Annotated in this window: 21 protein-coding genes, 2 pseudogenes and 1 CRISPR repeat array; of the genes and pseudogenes, 12 read left to right on the top strand and 11 right to left on the bottom strand. The window is 40.7% G+C overall.

All coding sequences use genetic code 11. The annotated features are described in order from the left end of the window. The first annotated feature begins 5 nt into the window (after window positions 1-5). The 8 genes from csx7 to WA1_RS02030 are packed head-to-tail and all read left to right on the top strand — an operon-like array spanning window position 6 to window position 5,809. On the top strand, window positions 6-1,190 hold the full coding sequence (gene csx7 / locus WA1_RS52135; protein ID WP_017741236.1) for a type III CRISPR-associated RAMP protein Csx7: 1,185 nt from the start codon (window positions 6-8) through the stop codon (window positions 1,188-1,190). A 10-nt stretch (window positions 1,191-1,200) separates the two neighbouring features. After that, window positions 1,201-1,821: a hypothetical protein gene (locus tag WA1_RS02060; RefSeq protein WP_017741235.1), complete on the top strand. Its 621-nt coding sequence runs from the start codon at window positions 1,201-1,203 to the stop codon at window positions 1,819-1,821. Between the two features lie 33 nt (window positions 1,822-1,854). Further along, window positions 1,855-2,832, top strand: a complete 978-nt coding sequence (locus WA1_RS02055) for an RAMP superfamily CRISPR-associated protein (RefSeq protein ID WP_017741234.1) — start codon at window positions 1,855-1,857, stop codon at window positions 2,830-2,832. Continuing rightward, on the top strand, window positions 2,829-3,317 hold the full coding sequence (locus WA1_RS02050) for a hypothetical protein (RefSeq protein WP_017741233.1): 489 nt from the start codon (window positions 2,829-2,831) through the stop codon (window positions 3,315-3,317). Before WA1_RS02055 ends, WA1_RS02050 begins: the two co-directional genes overlap by 4 nt. Next, window positions 3,277-4,344, top strand: coding sequence for an RAMP superfamily CRISPR-associated protein (locus tag WA1_RS02045; RefSeq protein WP_026134432.1), 1,068 nt, complete (start codon window positions 3,277-3,279; stop codon window positions 4,342-4,344). The genes WA1_RS02050 and WA1_RS02045 overlap by 41 nt, the downstream gene beginning before the upstream one ends. Window positions 4,345-4,375: 31 nt before the next feature. Further along, on the top strand, window positions 4,376-5,008 hold the full coding sequence (locus WA1_RS02040) for a hypothetical protein (RefSeq protein WP_017741231.1): 633 nt from the start codon (window positions 4,376-4,378) through the stop codon (window positions 5,006-5,008). Further along, on the top strand, window positions 5,009-5,287 hold the full coding sequence (locus tag WA1_RS02035) for a hypothetical protein (protein ID WP_017741230.1): 279 nt from the start codon (window positions 5,009-5,011) through the stop codon (window positions 5,285-5,287). It begins immediately after the preceding gene. 21 nt (window positions 5,288-5,308) lie between these two features. Further along, on the top strand, window positions 5,309-5,809 hold the full coding sequence (locus tag WA1_RS02030) for a hypothetical protein (RefSeq protein ID WP_017741229.1): 501 nt from the start codon (window positions 5,309-5,311) through the stop codon (window positions 5,807-5,809). Window positions 5,810-5,898: 89 nt separating this feature from the next. Here the strand turns inward: WA1_RS02030 and WA1_RS02025 are convergent, their stop codons facing one another. Next, on the bottom strand, window positions 5,899-6,507 hold the full coding sequence (locus tag WA1_RS02025; RefSeq protein ID WP_017741228.1) for an RloB family protein: 609 nt from the start codon (window positions 6,505-6,507) through the stop codon (window positions 5,899-5,901). Then, on the bottom strand, window positions 6,500-7,783 hold the full coding sequence (locus WA1_RS02020; protein ID WP_026134431.1) for an AAA family ATPase: 1,284 nt from the start codon (window positions 7,781-7,783) through the stop codon (window positions 6,500-6,502). Before WA1_RS02020 ends, WA1_RS02025 begins: the two co-directional genes overlap by 8 nt. Window positions 7,784-8,223: 440 nt before the next feature. Here WA1_RS02020 and WA1_RS02015 point away from each other — a divergent pair, with 440 nt between their 5' ends. Next, on the top strand, window positions 8,224-8,517 hold the full coding sequence (locus tag WA1_RS02015; protein WP_026134430.1) for a type II toxin-antitoxin system Phd/YefM family antitoxin: 294 nt from the start codon (window positions 8,224-8,226) through the stop codon (window positions 8,515-8,517). Between the two features lie 96 nt (window positions 8,518-8,613). Then, window positions 8,614-8,748 (top strand): annotated as a pseudogene (locus tag WA1_RS59290) (hypothetical protein); the annotation flags it as partial. A 282-nt stretch (window positions 8,749-9,030) separates the two neighbouring features. Here the strand turns inward: WA1_RS59290 and WA1_RS02005 are convergent. The 4 genes from WA1_RS02005 to cas1 (WA1_RS01990) all read right to left on the bottom strand — a co-directional run bounded on the left by WA1_RS02005 (window position 9,031) and on the right by cas1 (WA1_RS01990) (window position 11,139). Then, the gene (locus tag WA1_RS02005) at window positions 9,031-9,324 is read right to left on the bottom strand and encodes a hypothetical protein (protein ID WP_017741224.1); all 294 of its coding nucleotides are present in this window, start codon (window positions 9,322-9,324) and stop codon (window positions 9,031-9,033) included. 22 nt (window positions 9,325-9,346) lie between these two features. Continuing rightward, window positions 9,347-9,607, bottom strand: a complete 261-nt coding sequence (locus tag WA1_RS02000) for a hypothetical protein (protein WP_017741223.1) — start codon at window positions 9,605-9,607, stop codon at window positions 9,347-9,349. A gap of 222 nt (window positions 9,608-9,829) precedes the next feature. Then, window positions 9,830-10,108, bottom strand: a complete 279-nt coding sequence (gene cas2, locus WA1_RS01995) for a CRISPR-associated endonuclease Cas2 (protein WP_017741222.1) — start codon at window positions 10,106-10,108, stop codon at window positions 9,830-9,832. A gap of 2 nt (window positions 10,109-10,110) precedes the next feature. Beyond that, window positions 10,111-11,139, bottom strand: a complete 1,029-nt coding sequence (gene cas1 / locus WA1_RS01990) for a CRISPR-associated endonuclease Cas1 (RefSeq protein ID WP_017741221.1) — start codon at window positions 11,137-11,139, stop codon at window positions 10,111-10,113. Between the two features lie 263 nt (window positions 11,140-11,402). On the opposite strand from cas1 (WA1_RS01990), the pseudogene WA1_RS01985 reads away from it, so the two are divergent. Further along, window positions 11,403-11,976, top strand: a pseudogene (locus WA1_RS01985) (ATP-binding protein); the annotation flags it as partial. A gap of 69 nt (window positions 11,977-12,045) precedes the next feature. Here the strand turns inward: WA1_RS01985 and WA1_RS59285 are convergent. The 5 genes from WA1_RS59285 to cas1 (WA1_RS01960) form a co-directional block, all read right to left on the bottom strand. After that, window positions 12,046-12,624 carry a CRISPR-associated endonuclease Cas1 gene (locus tag WA1_RS59285; RefSeq protein ID WP_272819048.1) on the bottom strand — a complete coding sequence of 193 codons (579 nt, stop codon included), beginning with the start codon at window positions 12,622-12,624 and terminating at the stop codon, window positions 12,046-12,048. A 90-nt stretch (window positions 12,625-12,714) separates the two neighbouring features. Further along, on the bottom strand, window positions 12,715-13,293 hold the full coding sequence (locus tag WA1_RS01975; protein ID WP_017741218.1) for a hypothetical protein: 579 nt from the start codon (window positions 13,291-13,293) through the stop codon (window positions 12,715-12,717). 66 nt (window positions 13,294-13,359) lie between these two features. Continuing rightward, window positions 13,360-14,550, bottom strand: a complete 1,191-nt coding sequence (locus tag WA1_RS01970) for a polymorphic toxin-type HINT domain-containing protein (protein ID WP_017741217.1) — start codon at window positions 14,548-14,550, stop codon at window positions 13,360-13,362. A 289-nt stretch (window positions 14,551-14,839) separates the two neighbouring features. Then, a complete protein-coding gene (locus WA1_RS01965; protein ID WP_017741216.1) occupies window positions 14,840-15,307 on the bottom strand; it encodes a GFA family protein in 468 nt (155 codons plus the stop codon). Between the two features lie 170 nt (window positions 15,308-15,477). Beyond that, window positions 15,478-16,450: a CRISPR direct-repeat array (repeat unit 36 nt; unit sequence AGTTTCCGTCCCCGTGAGGGGAAGAAGAATTAAAAC). A gap of 549 nt (window positions 16,451-16,999) precedes the next feature. Continuing rightward, entirely contained in the window at window positions 17,000-19,018 is a 2,019-nt protein-coding gene (gene cas1 / locus WA1_RS01960) for a CRISPR-associated endonuclease Cas1 (protein ID WP_017741215.1), read from the bottom strand. A 136-nt stretch (window positions 19,019-19,154) separates the two neighbouring features. Between cas1 (WA1_RS01960) and WA1_RS01955 the strand changes: the two genes are divergently transcribed. Next, on the top strand, window positions 19,155-19,904 hold the full coding sequence (locus WA1_RS01955; protein ID WP_017741214.1) for a DUF4384 domain-containing protein: 750 nt from the start codon (window positions 19,155-19,157) through the stop codon (window positions 19,902-19,904). Window positions 19,905-19,907 lie beyond the last annotated feature (3 nt).

Below are 19,907 nucleotides of genomic sequence, written 5' to 3'. Positions count from 1 at the left end.
ACGCTATGTTCGATACATTCAAAAATCGCCTAGAAATCACAGGTACACTCACTACAATCACAGCACTACGTATCAGTACAGGTCGTTCAAGTGAACCAATTGGCTCAGATTTACCTGTAATTAAAGATAGTTTAGGTAATCCATTAATACCAGGATCAAGCTTCAAAGGTGCAATGCGATCGCGACTCGAAAGCTTCCTCCGTGGTATCCTTAGACATGAGAATCTTAAAAAAGAGCGTCAATTAGTTGCTAATCCAGCTATCGAGGAAGAATGGTCACTTACATCTAGTGAGCTTAAAAAAATTAAAGAGCTTAATTTACAACAATTACTAATTCTGTATCAACTTCAGATAACAGAAGATTTTCAAGATTTATCTTTGGATGAATTAATTAAATACATTCAAGATAAAGATTTATTACCTGACCATGCAACAAAGGCAAAAATTATAAACATCAAACAACTGAATTTAGAGCAATTAATAATTTTACGCCAAGTTGGGAAAACAGAAAATTTCCTAAATTTGACTTTTGAAGAGGTAATTCAATTAATACAAGCCGAAGACTTGCTACTAGAAGATGAACTAAATAAATTGAAGGAAAAATATAAGAACGACTTTGCTTTAACATCTGTAATTCAGAAAAATACAGATTTAGTCTCTCACCTCTTCGGTTCACCTTGGATTGCTAGCAAATTCCAAGTCAGAGATTTAACCGTAGTTCGTGACACCTGGTTTGGACAATACCAAGAAAGAGACGGCGTAGCTATTGATAGAGACACCGAAACAGCAGCAGATGGAAAACTCTACGATTTCCAAGTAGTTCCAGCAAGCACGCAGTTTGAGTTTAAAGCTGTCGTCGAGAATGCAGAACCTGGGGAATTGGGACTTTTGATGATTGGCTTACACCAGTTTGAAACCGAACAAATACCTCTGGGTGGCGGGCGATCGCGTGGCTTGGGTGTCGTTAAACTAGAAATTGACAAGATGTACTGGCTGGATGTCAACAACGACCCAGAAAAATTACTCACATACCTGCAAGAATTGCTAAATAGCAATCCAGGTGAGAAACTAACAAGCTATCAAGATGTTAAAGAGTCCAGTTTAAAGCAAGATTGGACGAACTCGCTGATCAATTATTTACGAGAAAATAAAGCTAAGACTCATACAACCGAAGCAACACAAAATTCTTGAGGAGGTCAATATGGCTTTCAGTAGTTTCAAAACTATCGGTGAAGTTCTCAAAGCATTCCAAGTGACTTACACCGAAGCAAATTTTATCAGTGAACTTGCTTTTACTGTTTCTGACTATTTCCGTGAAGATTTAGAACTAATGATGCGTGATGCAGTTGTTGATAACTCAGAGTTTGCTATATGCGAAAATCTCATTTATCCTGTTATTAAAGAAGTTTGGAAAATCTATCGACATCATTTTATTTTATGGAGTCACCAATCCTTCAATTATGACGAAAAATTATCAGGATTTCCCGAATATATTTTAGCTAAACGCTCTCCTTTAGGTAAAGTCGTCTTTGACAAACCATACTTCATTTTAGTTGAAGCAAAACAAGATAACTTTGAAAATGGCTGGGCACAATGTTTAGCAGAAATGATTGCAGCCCAAAAACTAAATGGAGAATATCCAATCACTATCTATGGAATTGTTTCTAATGGTGGACTGTGGCAATTTGGGAAGTTAGAAAGTTCTTCTTTTACAAGAAATATCACTCCTTTCACTATCTATGAACTAGATAAATTATTTGCTGCTGTTAATTTTGTATTTCAACAATGTGAATTGCAGCTAAATAATTTGGTTGCTGCTTGATTGCAATATTTCTTCAACTAACTAAATATAGTCATGCACAAAAGATTTGTTAATCACTGCACTATTGATTTAACCCTAGTTCCTAATGGACCGATTCTGATTAAATCAGGTAAGGAAGGAGCTGATCCAACTAAGCCTGATATGGAATTTGTGGAAACTTATCATGCTGGTGGGCGTTCTATATATTTACCTGGAAGTAGTTTAAAAGGTGCTATCCGCGCCCATGCAGAAAGAATTGTGAGGACTGTGGGTAGTGAAGAACGTCCATCGGAGAACACTCAAAAACTTTGGGCTAATAACCCTTTAATAAATGATTCTTATTTAGAAAACTTCAAAAAACAGAATCAAAATGACCCTAATATTGGAAGGAAGTTATATAAATTCTCTAGTTTTACAGACCAAATATTTGGTAATACTGCCATTGCTAGCCGTGTGAGAATTGAAGATGCTCATCCAGATAAAGCCAAGTCTCTCAAAATTGAAGAACGTAATGGCGTAGCAATTGATAGAGTCTTTGGTTCTACTATTCCTGGAGCATTGTTCAATTATCAAGTTTGTACTGCTGGGGAATTCAAAACCAAAATTCATCTCAAAAACTTCACTTTGGCACAGTTAGGTTTAATTGGTTTAGTATTGCGAGATTTAAATGATGGTTGGTTTGCTTTAGGTTTTGCTAAATCTCGCGGTTTGGGTAATGTGGAAGTAAATTTAAATCAAGCCATTGTGCAATATCCTGGTTGTGTTTTGTCTAAAGATAAACGACAAATTCAAGCTATCGGTAGTCAAAAGCAATGGAATTACACTTTCCTTTTAGGGGCTGGTGAGTTTTTAGAAGATAACGAAGCACAATTATATGGTTTCCCTAAACCAGATCGTCAAGATACCCCAGTAGCTGCACAATCAATGGATTTAGGTTTTGGAGTGCAACTTACTTGGTGGGATGGTACAGTTATAGATTTATTTGAACGGGCTGTTAGGTCTTGGAGTCGTTTACTGTTGGGGGCAAAATGAAGCCTTTTGTAGGTGTAAAAAAAGAATTTTTAGCAGTTTCTGACTTGCTAACTTTAATTCAAGAATTTGCAACTGAAACTAGTTATTACTTCTTACGTTGGACTCACAAAGTTAGTCAAGATTGGAAACAGCAACCCACAAAAACTAACTTCCCTATGCTTGAGGGGCAGATGTTTAATTCTCAAGTTGAATTGAGGTGGAAACAAAAGGGTAAAGATAGTTATGAAGTTCTGCTTTTGAGTGTTGCAGACAAAGAACATCATAAATTTACCAAAGTAGGAGAAGATTGGCATACTCAAGACCGAGATGCTCACTTGCATTCCCCTACAGAAACCCGTTTTCCTAAAGGTTTTTCTGCTCAAGAATTGGATATTGTCCAGCGCTATTTTATCGATAAAAAAACCTCTACAGTTCACTTTATCGCTTTGACAATTAAAAATAAACATGACTACAAATCGTCCACAAAGACCTCAGCCACCAAGTAGGCCTAACCGTCCTAGCGGTGAGAGTTCATCTCCCGAACTTGCACCAAAACCTTATGAATTCGTTTCCTTTCCTCAGGAACGCCCTAATTTTCAGCGTCCTGTTGGACATCACAAGTATGTGAGCGCTCATCTACATGGTAAATTATTCCTCACCCTGAAAGTGCAGACCACTCTCCACGTCTCCACTGGCGTTGTTGTCATGGGTAGCGACATCGGTAACAACCGCATCCCTTTAATTAAAACTATGGTGCAGGATGTCGATCAAAAGTTGTCTATTCAAGGTAGTTCGCTGAAAGGTTGTGTTCGCGCTGTTTATGAAGCAATTACTAACAGTACTTTGGCGGTGATTACTTCTAAATATCACGATAGGATACCCTCAGAACGCCTACCTTGTAAAAATAAAGAACAACTTTGTCCTGCATCCCAGGTATTTGGTGCATTAGATTGGCAAGGCTTGCTGGAATTTAGCGATGCCAAATGTGAAAGCATGGGTTTTACTACTGGTTTTATGCCCTCATTGTACCGTCCTCGTCCTGACGAACGACAGGCGTATTTTACTCAAGGTCGTGTAGCAGGACGTAAATTTTACTACCATACAAAAAGAGCTATTGATAAAGGGCAAAATGCTGGAATACCCGTACAGCAGGCAGGTAGAGAATATATTTTTACAACCAAACTGCATTTCAAAAATCTGAAACCAGAGGAGTTAGGCACTTTATTAATTGTTTTAGGACAAGATCCAAAGTATCCAATTGCTCTCAAGGTGGGAGGTGGTAAGCCAATTGGTATGGGAACGATGACAGTAACAGTGTCTGAAATTGAACAAGCAGAGAATTTGCGCGCTCGCTACACTTCCTACACTCTTCCCGAAAGTAGTTATTTAACAGGTGAAGCTTTACAAAGGTTCATGCAAAAGCAAATTCAAGCCGCGCATTCATCGCGTTTGGTACAAGCCGAGCAACTCCAGCAAACTGCCGCCATATTGAGTTATCCTAGTGACCGCGAACCCCCATCTGGAATGTATTAATTATGCTATTAATGAGGTTCCAACAGTATCTATGAACGAAGAACAATGGAATACGGCACATAAAATTGCACAAACACTAGTTCAAGAAAATACTGATGTTAATGAGTTGGGAAAAGCCATAGTTTATCTCCGTAACGCTGTTAACCAACAACAGACGGATGCAGGTTCTCGATTTTTCAAGTACATACAAACTCTAGTCAGAAATGGTAGACAAATCGGACATAGTGGAAAGACTTCCGATTATTACCGTAGTATCGACAAAGCATGCCAACACTATCTTACCAAATATCAAAACGATACAAAAATCATGCTGCAAATATTAGGCTGGACATCTCGCCTCATGCGGTACTACAAAGATGGCGGTATTATTGGGGAAATTTCCAGTTCTACTCAAATACCAGCTTACACCATAACAGAGTCTAGCCGTCAGCGAGAAATAGCTGTAGCAGCACAGTCACAAAGCTTTCAAGTAGGTCAAATTTTTGAGGCTAAAGTCACAAATATTAAAGGGAAAGAAGTTACTTATGAATTACCCGGAATGCTGAAACTAACTGTTAAAGAACCAAAAAAGTATGCAGATTTATCAGTTGAGTTAATAGTGAAAATAGAAGTTTTAGAACTTAGAGATAATGGGGTTCCTAAAAAGGTAAAGTGTGTTAACTGATTGAATTTTACACAATATGATAGAGTTTATCTATATAGTTATGAACTACCTAATGATGCTTTGGGACAACTTTATCACCAAAATGCAAATGCTATTAAACATACTTTACAAATCCGCAATTCTTCAATATTAGCTCATGGTTTACGTCCTGTATCTAACACGGATTACAACCAAAATTTGAGTAAAGTAATTATTCCTTTTATTCAAAATGGTATTGCTGCGGTTATCCCTCCTCATTCGCAACAACCTGTGCAGTTTCCTTCTTCTCTTAGTACTTAAACACGTTAATTCTTATCTACCATGTCCAAAATTCTTTTAGTCACCATCGGTGGTTCTTTCCAACCTATCATCACTGCCATCAGCAGTTTACAACCTGACAGAGTTATATTCATCGCTTCCGATGGCGAAAAAGGTAGCAAGTCCCAAGTCATAGGTGAGGGAACTCCCTGCGAAGTGCGTCGGGGTGCAGAAGTTATCGAAAGACTACCCAATATTCCCACACAAGTGGGGTTAGGCGATCGCTTTCAACCGCAACGGGATTTAATTCTCGTACAGAACCCGGACGATTTAGGCGAATGCTATTCCAAAATTCGCGATCGCATCTCTAGTTTGCAGCAAGAAAGCAGTCATGAGATTATGGCTGATTACACGGGTGGAACTAAAAGTTTATCGGCGGCGCTAGTAATGGCTGCTATTGATTGTGGAATTTCGCTATACCTTACTATTGCTGCAAGGGATAATTTAGTGAAGGTAGAAAAGGGAGAGATGACTCAAAGAGTAGACACAAATTTTCGTCAGTAATAGTAAAGTCGCCGCTTTCCACAATGCTTAAAATTTGCTAATTATTTCTAAATGAAGTGCGGTAATGTGGGTTACGCATCTGGTAACCGTTAACGAATAAACCTATTTAATTGACCAACTAATAAATGTACAGTAGTTGAAGGATTATCACTTTCTGGATTATGTTGATGATATTGCTTAAGCAAATTTTCTGCATTTTTGAGCGCAGTAAGTTGTCGATTTTCTAACTCTTCATAAATTTTTTGGCTGTTCTTTTGATACTTGTATCCCAGTAATTTATCTAATTTTTTGCAATAATCACTACGAGGAATTCCTGTATTAAGAAACTCAAAGTGTAAAACATACCATAGTTCAAACGCTTCATTAGAGTATGCTACATCAATTCCTTCTTGTTTTGCTTTTGTAATAGCATAATTAAAATCTTCTTTAGTCCAAGCATCACGGTCAAATACACACCAAACTTGGTCATAATCTTCCTGCTTTCTTAATTCTTGAGCTTTTTCGACTAGCTTACTTGGATTAAACCTTAACCCTCTAACATCAATAACATCCTTGGGTACACGAAAAGCATTGAAGTAATTAGGTTCGGTTTTCTCTCCTTCACAAACAATTAAAAACCTCTCGATAAGTTCTCGTGTTTCAACCTTTCTAGCTGAGTAACCACGTAAGTTATCTTTTTTCAAATGTTTTTTAGCCATCTGACTCATTGATTAGAGAAATTAGGTTACCAATAAAAGGAATAGCACCATATTTACCTTTTATGTAGTCGTTTTCAAAAGAATTATCGTTTTGGAGCTTAAACTCCACTAGTGAATATAAATCTGTAGCTCCGTATCTATTTTTCTCAGTAAACCAAATCTGATCCCTACGAAAGAGCTTATTGCTCAGCAGATTGGTATCATGAGTCATAAATATTAATTGTGCATTGTTATAATTAGTTTCAGTAGAGTTAAATAGTTCTACTATCGCACGACTAATTAAAACATGAAGTCTTGTATCAAGTTCATCAACTATCAGTACTTTAGCATCTTTAAATGTATCTACGATCGCTCCTGCCATAGCAAATATTTTTTGAGTTCCTTCAGACTCTTGCTCATCCAAGTTAAATAACTCTGTGGAAATATAGTTACCCTGGCTATCAAACTTTCTATGTACCGTATTAATAGATGTAATTTGATTATTTTTTATTAAAATTTTCTTAACTTCATCTGGAATTTCTTTAGCTAAACTGTCTAAAGATACTTTTTCAACTTTTATATCGCTAATCCCTAAATCTAATTTTTTTATCAATTGAATAATTTCTTCTTTATTGCTATTTTTATTGTCTATTAAACATTCTACTGTGTAATTTAAAAGACTGGAATCATCCAAACCAGAGACTATTCTTATTTTTCTCGTTAGCCAATCTAGTATTCTCTCCGCAATTTCAACGTTAAATTGAGCGCAAACTGATATGAACAAAGCATTATGTCTAGTTTTTTGTTGAATTCCGTCTGCCTTGAATTTCTTAGAAAAGCTAATATTATCTCTATCTCGTACAAAAAGTTTTGTTTCTTTAATTTTAGGAACATAGAACAACCATTCTGAAATTACCCTTTCTCGATCGGCTTCAAATCCATATCTGTACCTTTGCCCATCTAAAAGAAAAACAAGCTCAAAAAAAGATGGCTCTGCTTCGGTTTCTGTACTCAGTCTAAACTTTTCAACACGTATTTTTTCTGTACTTTGAGTTTCTTTGGAGGAATTAATCATAAACCATCGCATAAAATTAAGAGCTTTGGCAAGATTACTCTTACCACTGGCATTTGCTCCATATATTGCTGCACTTTTCAGTAGCTTTAGTTCGCGATTTACTGTAAAAAGATTATTTTTATCTAGCTTTTTCTCTTGAGCAGCAATGTTAGCTGCCACCATACTTAAAGTGACTTTATCTTTAAACGATCTGTAATTGCCAACACTGAACTCGATTAACATAATTAGTCTATCGGTGTTAGTAGTAAAAATAACTAAAAATACACCAATATGTAATCATAGCATTTAAACAGACTCATTAGCTCAATAGTAGATAATAAAAAATTACTCAAGATTTGATAGGTGGTTATGAAATCAAATACAAGTGAAGAACAAATACAGTTTCAACGCGATCGCATAAGACCTTGAGTTCTTTTTAACTCAGCATTGCTGGGTTATTTTTCATGCCATAGTCTAAACTTTAATCTTTGCTCAACTGTTTAAAATTTATTTTATAAATACCCTTTTAGATCGGGCGATTGGAAATCGCGGCTATACAAGCAAAGTCCGCCGGCGCGGACTAAATTATAAAGGAGAGACCTCACCCAAACCCCTCTCCTACCGTCTTGAATAGTGCGTGGAGATCGAATAGCATTTAATTAGTATTTTATAGTGTGCTAATTATGATTGATCTTGCCAAAGACATTCACTCGCTTACCGATTTCAAGCGGAACACGACCGAGTTTGTTCAACGCATGAAGGAAACCAAGCATCCTTTGGTGCTTACGGTGAATGGGAAAGCGGAACTTGTAGTACAGGACGCTGAGTCCTACCAAGAACTCCTTGAAGCCGCTGAGTTTGTGGATACTGTGAAGAGTATCCGCCGCACCTTGGAGCAGGTGAAGCGTGGGGAAGGTCGTCCTGCTGATGAAGTGATTGCAGAACTTCGCCACGAACTAGGTATCCCCGATGAGTGAATTGTACCGGGTAATCGTTACCCCCGAAGCTCAGGAGGTATCCGTCATGCCTACGAATGGATCAGCGAATACTCACCGAGTTCCGCAACCGCATGGATGAACGAGCTTTTTCAAGCAATTCTGTCGCTTGAGAAGATGCCGCTTCGTTGCTCTCTTGCATTTGAAAATGACCTTTTCGACGAGGAGTTACGGCAACTCCTCTACGGCAAGAAGAAAAACGTATATCGAATTCTTTTCACCGTCCGTGGTTCAGAGGTGTATATCCTTTTCGTCCGTCATAATGCTCAAAAGCCTCTCTCACCGGAAGAGGAGTGACATTGTCCCACACCCTAGGCGGAGCCTCTAAAGAAGGCATTCCCAGGCTCCGCCTGGGAACAAGGTGAGGGTCTGACCCACCATTCGCCAACAGCATCCTTTTAGGTTAGGAGATTGAAGTCTATCTAACTCACGTTTGAATTACCTGGTCATTGCTCATTGGTCACTGGTTACTGGTCACTGGTCACTGGTTACTGCTCACTGAACATGCAGCCAGTGCAAAACCTGTTCGGGGATTTCCTCAAAGTGTTCTAGGAAAAAATCCATCAGAGCAAGATGCAGCAAATCATTGTGTGTGGGATAGCGTCGATTACCATCGCTCCTAAACCAGCCTCGAACTGTTGAATTGGAACGGGAACAGATTAAAGCGATTTGTTCGTAACTGACAGCCCACTTGTCATAAAATTCTGTTGGTGTCATATTAAACTCCCAGTTGCTGTAGAGTGAAATGAGATTCTGTTCGCGTGCGGTGATTCGACGGGGATTGTACATCATAAAGAAAAGTAATTGTGTACTAGTGCGAATCCAAATGCGTAATGAGAATGCTGTGTTCCTCCATATAACGCCAATAAAATCGTTTTGTCATCGAAGCGGAAGAACTCCACATATCATCGCCTTTGCAGCGATATCGATGAGTTCTCAAGCTAGGATAAACAGGGCCATTATTGGCTAAACATTCAAAAGCTTTATCGTACTGCTTGCGGTCTTTTGAGGATAATGAATCAAGTTGTTTTTGAACTTTGCTAACAAAAATCAAACGAAACTTGATATGCATTGACGCTATGTGTAGAATCCAAACCAATACCAAGTTGAACAAAGAATGCGACAGATAGTTGGTTGAAATCAAGTCTAAGCAAGACTTTCTCAATCCAAAATCCAAAATCTAAAATCCAAAATGGTATAACCGAAGCGCACAGAGATTGCACAACGGCGGAGCGCGTGCTTTTTTGCAATCGTTCATTTGGTTATAAGGAAATGCTGTGTGTAATCTCTGTAATCAGACGATAAACGCTGCGTCGTCTACTACAAATTCAGGTTGCGTTCCCATGACTGCGACTTTACAACGATTGTGTGCTGACATGGGGTAAAATCTTACTTGGTCTTCGCGTTTGTTAACCAGTCGTGTCAGGTATTTGGATAGGGTTTCATACTGCTTTTCATCCAATACGCACTCAAAAACAGACTTTTGCACTCGCAACCCGTAACCTTCAAGGATTTTCGATATTTTATTACGGCGGCGATCGCTAACAATGTCGTAGCAAACTAAGTAAAACATGACTACTTCACCAAAGCTAATGGTGCTTTTTCAGGTTTAGCGACATTGAAAGTGGAATAAGTTGGGTGAAACTTCAACGCCAGGGGACGGTAAAAATCCACTTCACCCAGCAGACAAGCAAGATATTCGCGCACTTGCAAGTCGAGACACTGACGGTAGCTGACTTCCCCAGAGTAGGGATGCAAGACAAAAGTCCGAAGTTTTGCTTCCCACTGCTGAAGGAAAGATTGTAGCAAGCTCCGTGGCTGATGTTTACCATTCCCATTACTGGTAGAAAGATTTCGGACAAAATTGAGTACCAAATCATCAACGATAGGGGCGCGAAATTCTGCTGTCAAGTCCCACGCTAAAGGAAGGTCGTAATGCGTGTCCCGGTGTAATATTGCATAGCCGGGGTGAAGTTCTCTGGTATTGAGAAGCGTGTATATATACTGATGCAGCAGTTGATTTCCCAAGTGACAAAATTGGCTCATCCGCTTTGTAGTTGTTTGGGGACAATGGCTGTAAACGTTAAGTAGGGAAGCAATAGCCCAATAGTAAACCTTATCAGCTTCCTCGCTATATTCCCGCAATTCGCTGAGAGATTGTGCTATTGGTAGGTTGTCCATCAACAGCGTTAAGTAATTTAAGGCTTGTTGGATGACATGGTTTACATGATGGCGAGTCCAACTTTGCAAAAAAACGTGTTGATTGTGTAATTTTGCCCAGATAATACTTTCAGCCGTTGCACGTAAAAACTCAAAATCGCGCACGCGCTTGCGTTGATAGGTTAAGTATTTTGGTTGGAGTTTATATGGGTTTTCTAATCGTCCTAAATATTCACCAGATTGGGTTAAATATAAGACGGGAATGGGGTGCGATCGCAAGAGTTTAATAATATCTTGTGGTAAATTGATATTACCAAAGATAATGAGTTGACTGAGATTGCGAATTGGTAAGCTAATGCGTTGCTCTTCTTGATGAAACACCTTTAAATAACGGTGTTGAATTTTGAAAGATACATCTTGTTCGGTGATGTAAATTGTAGACATAAATAAAAACCAACTGGGTTTGTTTGTAGATAAGAAAGTTTGCTTTCCTTACCTATACTTCTATTTTTTCAGATGGCTATATGAGTTCGTATCTGTGCTAGAGCGATTTTTATATGACTTCGTATATGAGTTATATGAGTTGCAATTTTGATGTAGGGGCGCAAGGCATTGCGCCCTGACATAATGGTATGGTTCGTTTAGGTGAAAACTGCTGTCAAGTAAGGTAAACTCATAGAGTATCCGCTTAAACGTAGTTTTGTTGCATGTCTCGTTGGTTCAACATCGCAGGTCCTTGCCAAGACGATATTCACTATATGTTATCGCCAACTGCTCGGTTGCCGGATTTAGAGGATCTCATTCAACAACGGAGTTACTTTGTCGTTCATGCACCCCGGCAAACAGGTAAAACAACCGCAATGTTAGCACTGGCGAAACAGTTGACTCTCAGTGGACGCTACACAGCAGTGGTGGTATCGGCAGAAGTCGGAAGCGCGTTTAATAATGATATAGGTGCCGCAGAATTAGCGATGATTGGAACTTGGCGCGATACAATTGCAGATGTATTACCCAAAGAGCTACAACCACCTGTTTGTCATAACGAAGAACCAGGACGGAGGATTCGAGCTTATTTACGAGCTTGGGCGCAGGCTTCGCCCCGACCTTTGGTAGTATTTATAGATGAAATTGACTCGCTACAAAATGAAACCTTGATTTCAGTTTTACGCCAATTACGTGATGGCTATCCCAGGCGTCCTCATAACTTTCCATTGTCTGTGGGGTTGATTGGTTTACGCGATGTGCGCGATTATAAGGTAGCCTCTGGTGGTAGCGTTCGCATGGATTTATGTTTAAGATATGGTTCTACGACTTTAGGTATCGAATTAAAAGTCTGGCGCGAGAAGAAAGTTAACGCTCGTAAGAAGGAAGAGGGAAGACCGAAGTTGTATCCCCATCAATAAATTGAGGGGATTTGAAATGGCAAGAACAAAATCTTACTTTTCCATCAATAAATTGAGGGGCTTCTACCTTAGGAAGGAGGAAGAGAGAAAGAGCAGACGGAAAATTCTTTCCAACTTCGGCCTTTCTTCTTCCTCCTTCCTTATTTTCGGTGAGGGGAAGAGAATTAACAACCATGATTATGATATAGAAACAGTTGTCACGCACCTGCAAGTCGAGACACTGACGGTAGCTGACTTCGCCAGGGTAGGGATGCAAGACAAAAGTCCGAAGTTTTGCTTCCCACTGCTGAAGGAAAGATTGTAGCAAGCTCCGTGGCTGATGTTTACCATTCCCATTACTGGTAGAAAGATTTCGGACAAAATTGAGTACCAAATCATCAACGATAGGGGCGCGAAATTCTGCTGTCAAGTCCCACGCTAAAGGAAGGTCGTAATGCGTGTCCCGGTGTAATATTGCATAGTCGGGGTGAAGTTCTCTGGTATTGAGAAGCGTGTATATATATTGATGCAGCAGTTGATTTCCCAAGTGACAAAATTGGCTAATCCGCTTTGCAGTTGTCTGGGGACACTGGCTGTAAACGTTAAGTAGGGAAGCAATAGCCCATTCGTATCTGTGCTAGAGCGATGCATATGAAACAGTGGATTGTGTATGAGATTTCGCATTTATGAAATCAATGTTGTCAGCTTTATCATGGAAGTAGCGATCGTAAAACTCATCTAATACCACACTTAAGATTAGTGTTTGAGCCATTTGATCGGAGATGTCCTTCGTCAGAATCTCATACTCGCAGACCAGATTTCGCTCCCGCAAGTCAAGAATTGTAATTTTTATAACATCTATCGGAGGTAGATTCTTTTGACTTGAACCACGTCGCGACACAAAAATATAACCGGGCGGATCGATACCAGCAGACGCCTCATATTCCGTTAGATCTACATCATCGCTCTCTGCTTCGTAATCCCGTTTTACAATGATGTCACCGTATTTCAAACCCTCTGGATCGGACACATAACTTTTCGGGTTGCTTGAGAGCACAGTTTCCATAGCCCACATGATTTCAATAATAGTGGGCTTGCGAGAAAACCTGTCTTCATAGGATGAAGCAATTTCTGTCAACGCGATCGCTAATTCATCGATAGGTTGATCGCCCGTTATCCCCTTGACGCCGTTTCGCTCAAACTCTTCCCAAGCCATAAATTTATACTTCGTCTAAAGAAACTACTTAATTGTCTGGATAGTAGCGCTGCCAATAGTATTTTATCAACAGTATTTTTCAATGAGTTCATTTATTCCAGCATGACCCATTGGCTTTTGCTCATACTTCAGTTTTATACCTTGCGCCGTTAATTGCTCAAAGACCCGACGTTCGTGGTAGTGCATCTCATCATCAGTCAGACCATCAATTATCACTTCAAGTTTCATATCTTTCTTATACCCATATATTTCCGGTTTTTTGATAGCATTGGCACGGTGGTTTTTCTCGCGATCTAGAATGTCTTGCTTTGTTTGCCCGACGTAAATGATGTTTCCTTGGCAGTCACGACCGATGTAGACTTTACCATTTCTTGTGTCTCCATTGTGGACGAGAACACTCTCTTTACCGACAAAGTAAGTGTGGCAGTCAGCAACTGTCAGGTTGTAAGTATTTTGTTCGGAGACATCCTGGACTGCGATCGTTTTAATCTTGCTTACCCCACCAGTCACAGTTCGCAAAAGCATACCTGGCTTTAGGAACTGGGCAGCAACCCATTTCTTTTTATTCTCTACCCAAAATCGGTGGCGCATGGTGGAACAGATTGTTGCCCTATCAGTGGTAACATTGACTAAACGCACGGTCTTGTTCTGCAAGAGCATAGTGATTGGTTTATTGAGCATAGCCTGCCTAAATTCGTCGAATGCTGGCACTGTAATACTGATGGTAAGAAACTCAATCGGAACCAGTCCATCAGTAGTTGCCACAAGAGTTCCTTTGGGAAAACACGGGATGGCACGCTGCTCCCCTCCTACGGAAAAATTAGGTTTAGGTTCTGGTCGCTTCTTATATCTGCTCGTAAGAGGATCGAAGTACCATAGATCGGGATTTTCCTGGGCTTTTTGAAAAATGTCTTCACGAGCACGAATCCCCTGCCGCATGCCTTCCTCAACCGGGAGTCCCCCTTTTGGAATCTCCCGTGTCCGACTGGTACGAGTAGCGTTTACCGAAGTCGCCTGCTGCTCTAAGGAGAAATCAGGTTTAGGCTCTGGTCGCTTTTTATATCTGCTCGCAAGAGGATCGAAGTACCATAGATCGGGATTTTCCTGGGCTTTTTGAAAAATGTCTTCACGAGCACGAATCCCTTGCCGAATGCCCTCTTCAATTGGAAGTTCACCTTCTGGAATTTCCCGCTTACGTTGGGCGGGAGTATTATTGCCCCCTAGTTGTGCATTATGGTTCGTATTGTCTGAAGCCATTGTTTCTAGTTAATTCGTGCCTTTTGCCGCCACAAACCACATCTTATCAACAACTTCAACAGAATCTCCTTCTCAATTACAGCAGTTTTCACCTCAATGACCTTAAAAGTGGGATGAGTTGGGTGAAACTTCAATGCTAAGGTCTACACCTAAATTATGACTGAATCTTAACTTGTTACTAATGACCGAAGTCGAACAATCAAGCAAACCAACCCAGACTGCGACGTGGAAGTTTGGGCAAAGGTTTGGCATCTCATAGCAGAAGATTGAGAAAGCCTTCAAGTTGCAGTCATCGTACAGGTTTCGATGCTAGCTGGGCGTATTCTTCTATCAGTGCTGGATATTCTTCGTAAGCGGGCCAAGTCTCGAAGCTATGAACCGCAGGAGTCGTCGCCCATGACAGCCTTTCCTTCGTCCAAGTTTCGATGAATGGCATGAACCATGACGCATCGTCCAGCATCGTCGCCCGAAGGTTGACGAACTCGTCTATTCCGGACGGACGAGTAAACATCCAACTCATGCAGTGCGGACAGAAGTAGTGGCGAGCCGCACCGTGCAAGCCGCCGATAACCGGCTGACCTTTCAGTAGCGAGAACCCTTCACTGGGGATCGCGACGCTTAAAGAAAAAGCGCTGGCGGTCATTCGCTGGCAACCCGTGCAGTGGCAAGCCATCGTAAGCAGAGGGACGGCACTCACCTTAAACCGCATCTGTCCGCAACGGCATCCGCCTTCCCATGGCAAATTCCAGTCATTCATGATACCGCTTGTCTCCATTCTCTATTCATGATGCCGTTTCGATAATCTTACCATTCATCAGAGCAATCTGAGACATCACAGTTACCTATGATGCCCCTTCAGGCTGGTATTGGCTTGGACATTAGCCAAGAGTAATTCTGCGGTACTCACTCTCATGTGCGACCAATAGTCGGTTCCATCCCCGTGAGGGGAAGAAGAATTAAAACACTATTATGCAAAATATGATGCTAATAGTGATTTCTGGGTTTCCGTCCCCGTGAGGGAAAGAAGAATTAAAACTCAGTTCCCCGTGAGACCAAGGAGTACTCCGACGATCGTTTCCGTCCCCGTGAGGGGAAGAAGAATTAAAACAATTGCGAAAGCAAAAACCTATTGGCCAATCAAAAAAGTTTCCGTCCCCGTGAGGGGAAGAAGAATTAAAACCTCGAATTACTAGTAAAGCTTACGATGAGAGTAGTTGGAGTTTCCGTCCCCGTGAGGGGAAGAAGAATTAAAACTGGACAGCTTTACAAAACTCTGAGTGGAGCATCCACGCAGTTTCCGTCCCCGTGAGGGGAAGAAGAATTAAAACGTTAGACGCTGGCTAAAAACTCTAGGGTCTACATTTTTTAAGTTTCCGTCCCCGTGAGGGGAAGAAGAATTAAAACAAGGACAGGCGAAGGATATACCTACAGATACAGGTTTCCGTCCCCGTGAGGGGAAGAAGAATTAAAACAAGTGTCGGCTGGTAGCTTTACCAGCACAGATAATAGTTTCCGTCCCCGTGAGGGGAAGAAGAATTAAAACAGATTATCAAAAATCTTGATCTTGAGCCAATTAAAGTTTCCGTCCCCGTGAGGGGAAGAAGAATTAAAACCCAAAACTGGTGTAAGTAACGACACCAGATCTAACGTTTCCGTCCCCGTGAGGGGAAGAAGAATTAAAACCGCAAAGACGGTAAAATACCTCACATTACTTGGTGCCTGGTTTCCGTCCCCGTGAGGGGAAGAAGAATTAAAACCTCGTTCCGACGACGGAATAAGAGACGACGGCTAAAGTTTCCGTCCCCGTGAGGGGAAGAAGAATTAAAACCACTCTTTCCGACGACTGTTCCAGTTCGTCGGACGAAGTTTCCGTCCCCGTGAGGGGAAGAAGAATTAAAACCCTACCCTGATGGAACCCTTACTACAATTGGGTTTGAAGATGCCATTTTCGCGGGGGGTGTAGTTTTACTGTCAACAGGCGTGTTTTAGTGTCAATAACTCATCTCCACACCCATCTCAAACTCTTACACTACAGACCTTTCGCGGGGGTCAACGAAATTATCAACGTTCCAGCGATCGCCATACCCCCGCGAAAAGCTTGCGTGTGGAAAGCAAAAAGTGATACCTTAGCTTTCAATTGGAAACTTTAGGGGAATTGCAAAAGACAAATTTTCCCTTCTTATGGAACAAGCATCGCGATCGCTATCTCAATGAACAACGGGCAAGACACTTAATCCCACAGAAAAATTCGGGACATTTTTTGTTTGGAAGTTTCTTTTATTAAACTGTCAAGGTTCCGTTTTTTGAAGTATAACAAATTACTCTTCATTTTTAAAGCACGATTTGTCAACTTAATATAAATTTTACTCTCCTATCAGATAAATTCAGTAGGCTAGATTCCCGACTTCTTGAAGAAGTCGGGAATCTAAATTTCAAAACTGGTCACTGATTACTTTTCCCAAACCATGGGACGGTAAACTTCCACTTCTCCCTTCAAACAGGAGATGTACTCGCGTACCTGTAACTCGATCGCACGACGAAAGACCACTTTTTGTCCGGTATGAGGGTGTGTCAACTCTGATTGCAATTTTTCTTCCCAATGCTTGAGAAACTTTTTCAGGGCGTGTGGTTGAAAATACACCCCACCTCGTTCATCGGGTAACGTAAAATCATCAATCGTGAAAATTTGAGAATTTACCAAATAAGCCACTAGAGAATCAACTGACGCCCTCCACTCCTCAACAAGATCGCTAACCAGCGCTGGATGATTGTCTCTTGGAACGTGAAGATTGCCAAAGTGGGTATGCAATCCTATTGTTTGAACGAAAGAAAAAACATTTTGACTTAACAGAGTGTAGCCCAAACTGAACATACTATTAATTGGGTCAGTGGGCGGACGCTTAGTGCGCTTTTCAAATTTAAACGAACCAGAAAATAAACTTCCCAGTGCTTGAAAATAAATTGTCGCCGCCTTTCCTTCATATCCCCGCAGCATATCCATATTCTCTGCAAAAGGTAATTTACTCATCAAAACCTCTAAATCGTGAGCCGCCGTCTTGATAACTGTTTCATCTACATCTTGAGATTTACGACGACGGTTTAACCGCATGAGCAAGATTCGTGAGTTATGCAACTTGGCTCTAACTATTGCTTCAGCTTGACGGCGTGTAAAATCAGGGTTTTGACAGCACTCAACCTGTCGCATCAAGTATTCAACTTTTGCATCACCCTCTACTTGTAACCTGCCAAAATATCTTCCCTTCTGAGACAAATACATGATTGGAATCCGTCGATGCAACGCCATACTCACCGCACCATGGGATACATTGCAACAACCAAATAACACAACATTACTGACCCTGCTGACCGGAAGTTTAATCCGTAATTCGCCCTGATAGAATACTTGAAACTGCTGATTTTTTACACTTAGATAAGCGCCTTGATCGGTTACGTATAATGTAGACATAGACTCCTGCCAAAGATGAGAAATTGGTGCTGAAGGAAATTTGATAGGCTTGTCGGTACTGCAAGCTTTTGGAGGACGGGAAACAAATTTTACAGGTCGTTTCTTAGGACGAAAATAAGGTAAACCTGATTCGTTTGTCACCCATTCCCCTTCACGAGTGATGACTGGTGGGGGTGGTGCGTAAACTTCGCCTTTAGCAAAGCGATACCCAAGAAAGGTAAATTCGTCATCAGGAGCAAAAATCTGGGTTTTTTCTGGTTGAAGATTTAAATACAATTCACCCAACCAAGCAGCCACTTTATCCAGGGTACGAGTCGCTTCTCGCCAATTGCTACAAGCAATTGCAAAATCATCTCCGTACCGGACTAGATTTATCCCCTGATGAAGGCATTTTTTGTCAAATTCATTCAGGTATAGATTTGCTAATGCTCCAGATAAAACACCACCTTGCAGCACTCCTTTACCTGGGTAAATCGGTTTGCCATTGATGACAATTCCCGATCGCAGTTGCCCTTCCAGTAATTGAACTACAATTGGTTCAAGCGGTAATTTTTCCAAAGCAGTTAACAGTAAAGCCCAAGACAAACTGTCAAAAAACTCAGCAATGTCAGCCTTAATAATCCACTTTGGTCGCAAGTGGTAGTATGAATATAAATGCTGTACTGCTTGCTGTATATTTCGTCCGGGACGATAGGCGTAGCTGCAATCAAGAAACGTATCTTCTAATGGAAAATACAGTTCCTCCAGTAGCAAACGTTGCACAATTCTATCCCGCACGGTAGGAATACCAACCAAACGCTTACCACCACTGCTTTTAGCGAGATAAAATCCTTTAGCAGGGCTAGCGCAGTAAGATTCTTGTTGTAGTTGACGCAAAAGAATGCGTAACTGGTCATTAACAGCAGATGCAAATAAGTCAACATCGATCCCATCGACACCTGCACTTTTAGTTCCTGCACGGACAAGAAGCCATGCAGAAGTCATTTGTTCAAGAGTGAACATCATAAAAAAGTGAGAAAATTTGTATTGCCCTTAAATTTAATTGTTGCAGGCACGTATATGAGTACGTATACGAGTTCTTGACTTAGATATATGACTTCGTGTATGAGTTGATGTAGTTGGGTTTTTACGACAGGCTATGAATCAGCGCTCAATTATTGCATCCCCAGAAGGAATCAGTCGCGCTAAAGCCGCCTTAGCTCGCCAAAATTTTAATCAAAAGATTTTTGCAGAGAAAATAGGGTTTGCTTACTCAACAGTCAATAATTTTTTTACTGGAAAACCAATCTACCGCACCAAGTTTGAAGAAATTTGCAAATTTCTTGACCTAGACTGGCAAGATATTGTTGCACAATCTGTAGAAGAAGAAACCGAAAACCTAACACCCCTAGATAAATTGTGGCAGCAACTTCAAACTCTTGGCTCACCTACGGAAAAAATGGGAGTCGTCTTGGTAAAAGAAAAAACATTAGGTTGGAACTGGCAAACTCCGAATCCTTATGAAAAATCTGTACGTGTGGGTAACTGTATTCAATTTGAAGTTAATTTTGATAACCCCGGTTATTTATTGCTTCTACAAAAAGATACATCTGGAGAAGTGTGGTGTTTTTGTCCATCATGTTTTGCTTCCCAACCCTACCTAAATGCAGGTAAAACCATTTTGCCCCAAGAAGGTTCCTCCATGAGAGCTTTCCCAATTGAAGGGACTCCAGGTCAAGAGGAAATTTTGGCAGTTGTAACTAAAACAATGCCCGGTTTAGATTGGCTACCTCAAGAAAGCGATAACCCTTTGCAACTAGAAGCAAGTCATTTAAGCCGATTATTAGAATATATTAATCAGACAGGAGAGTACCAGGTTTTGTATACACAATATATGATTACAGAATAATTT

Origin of the sequence: Scytonema hofmannii PCC 7110, from assembly GCF_000346485.2 — a bacterium.
In the GTDB taxonomy this organism is placed as follows: domain Bacteria; phylum Cyanobacteriota; class Cyanobacteriia; order Cyanobacteriales; family Nostocaceae; genus Scytonema; species Scytonema hofmannii.
Note: the sequence above shows the minus strand (reverse complement) of the source record. Positions and strands in the feature narration are given on the sequence as shown.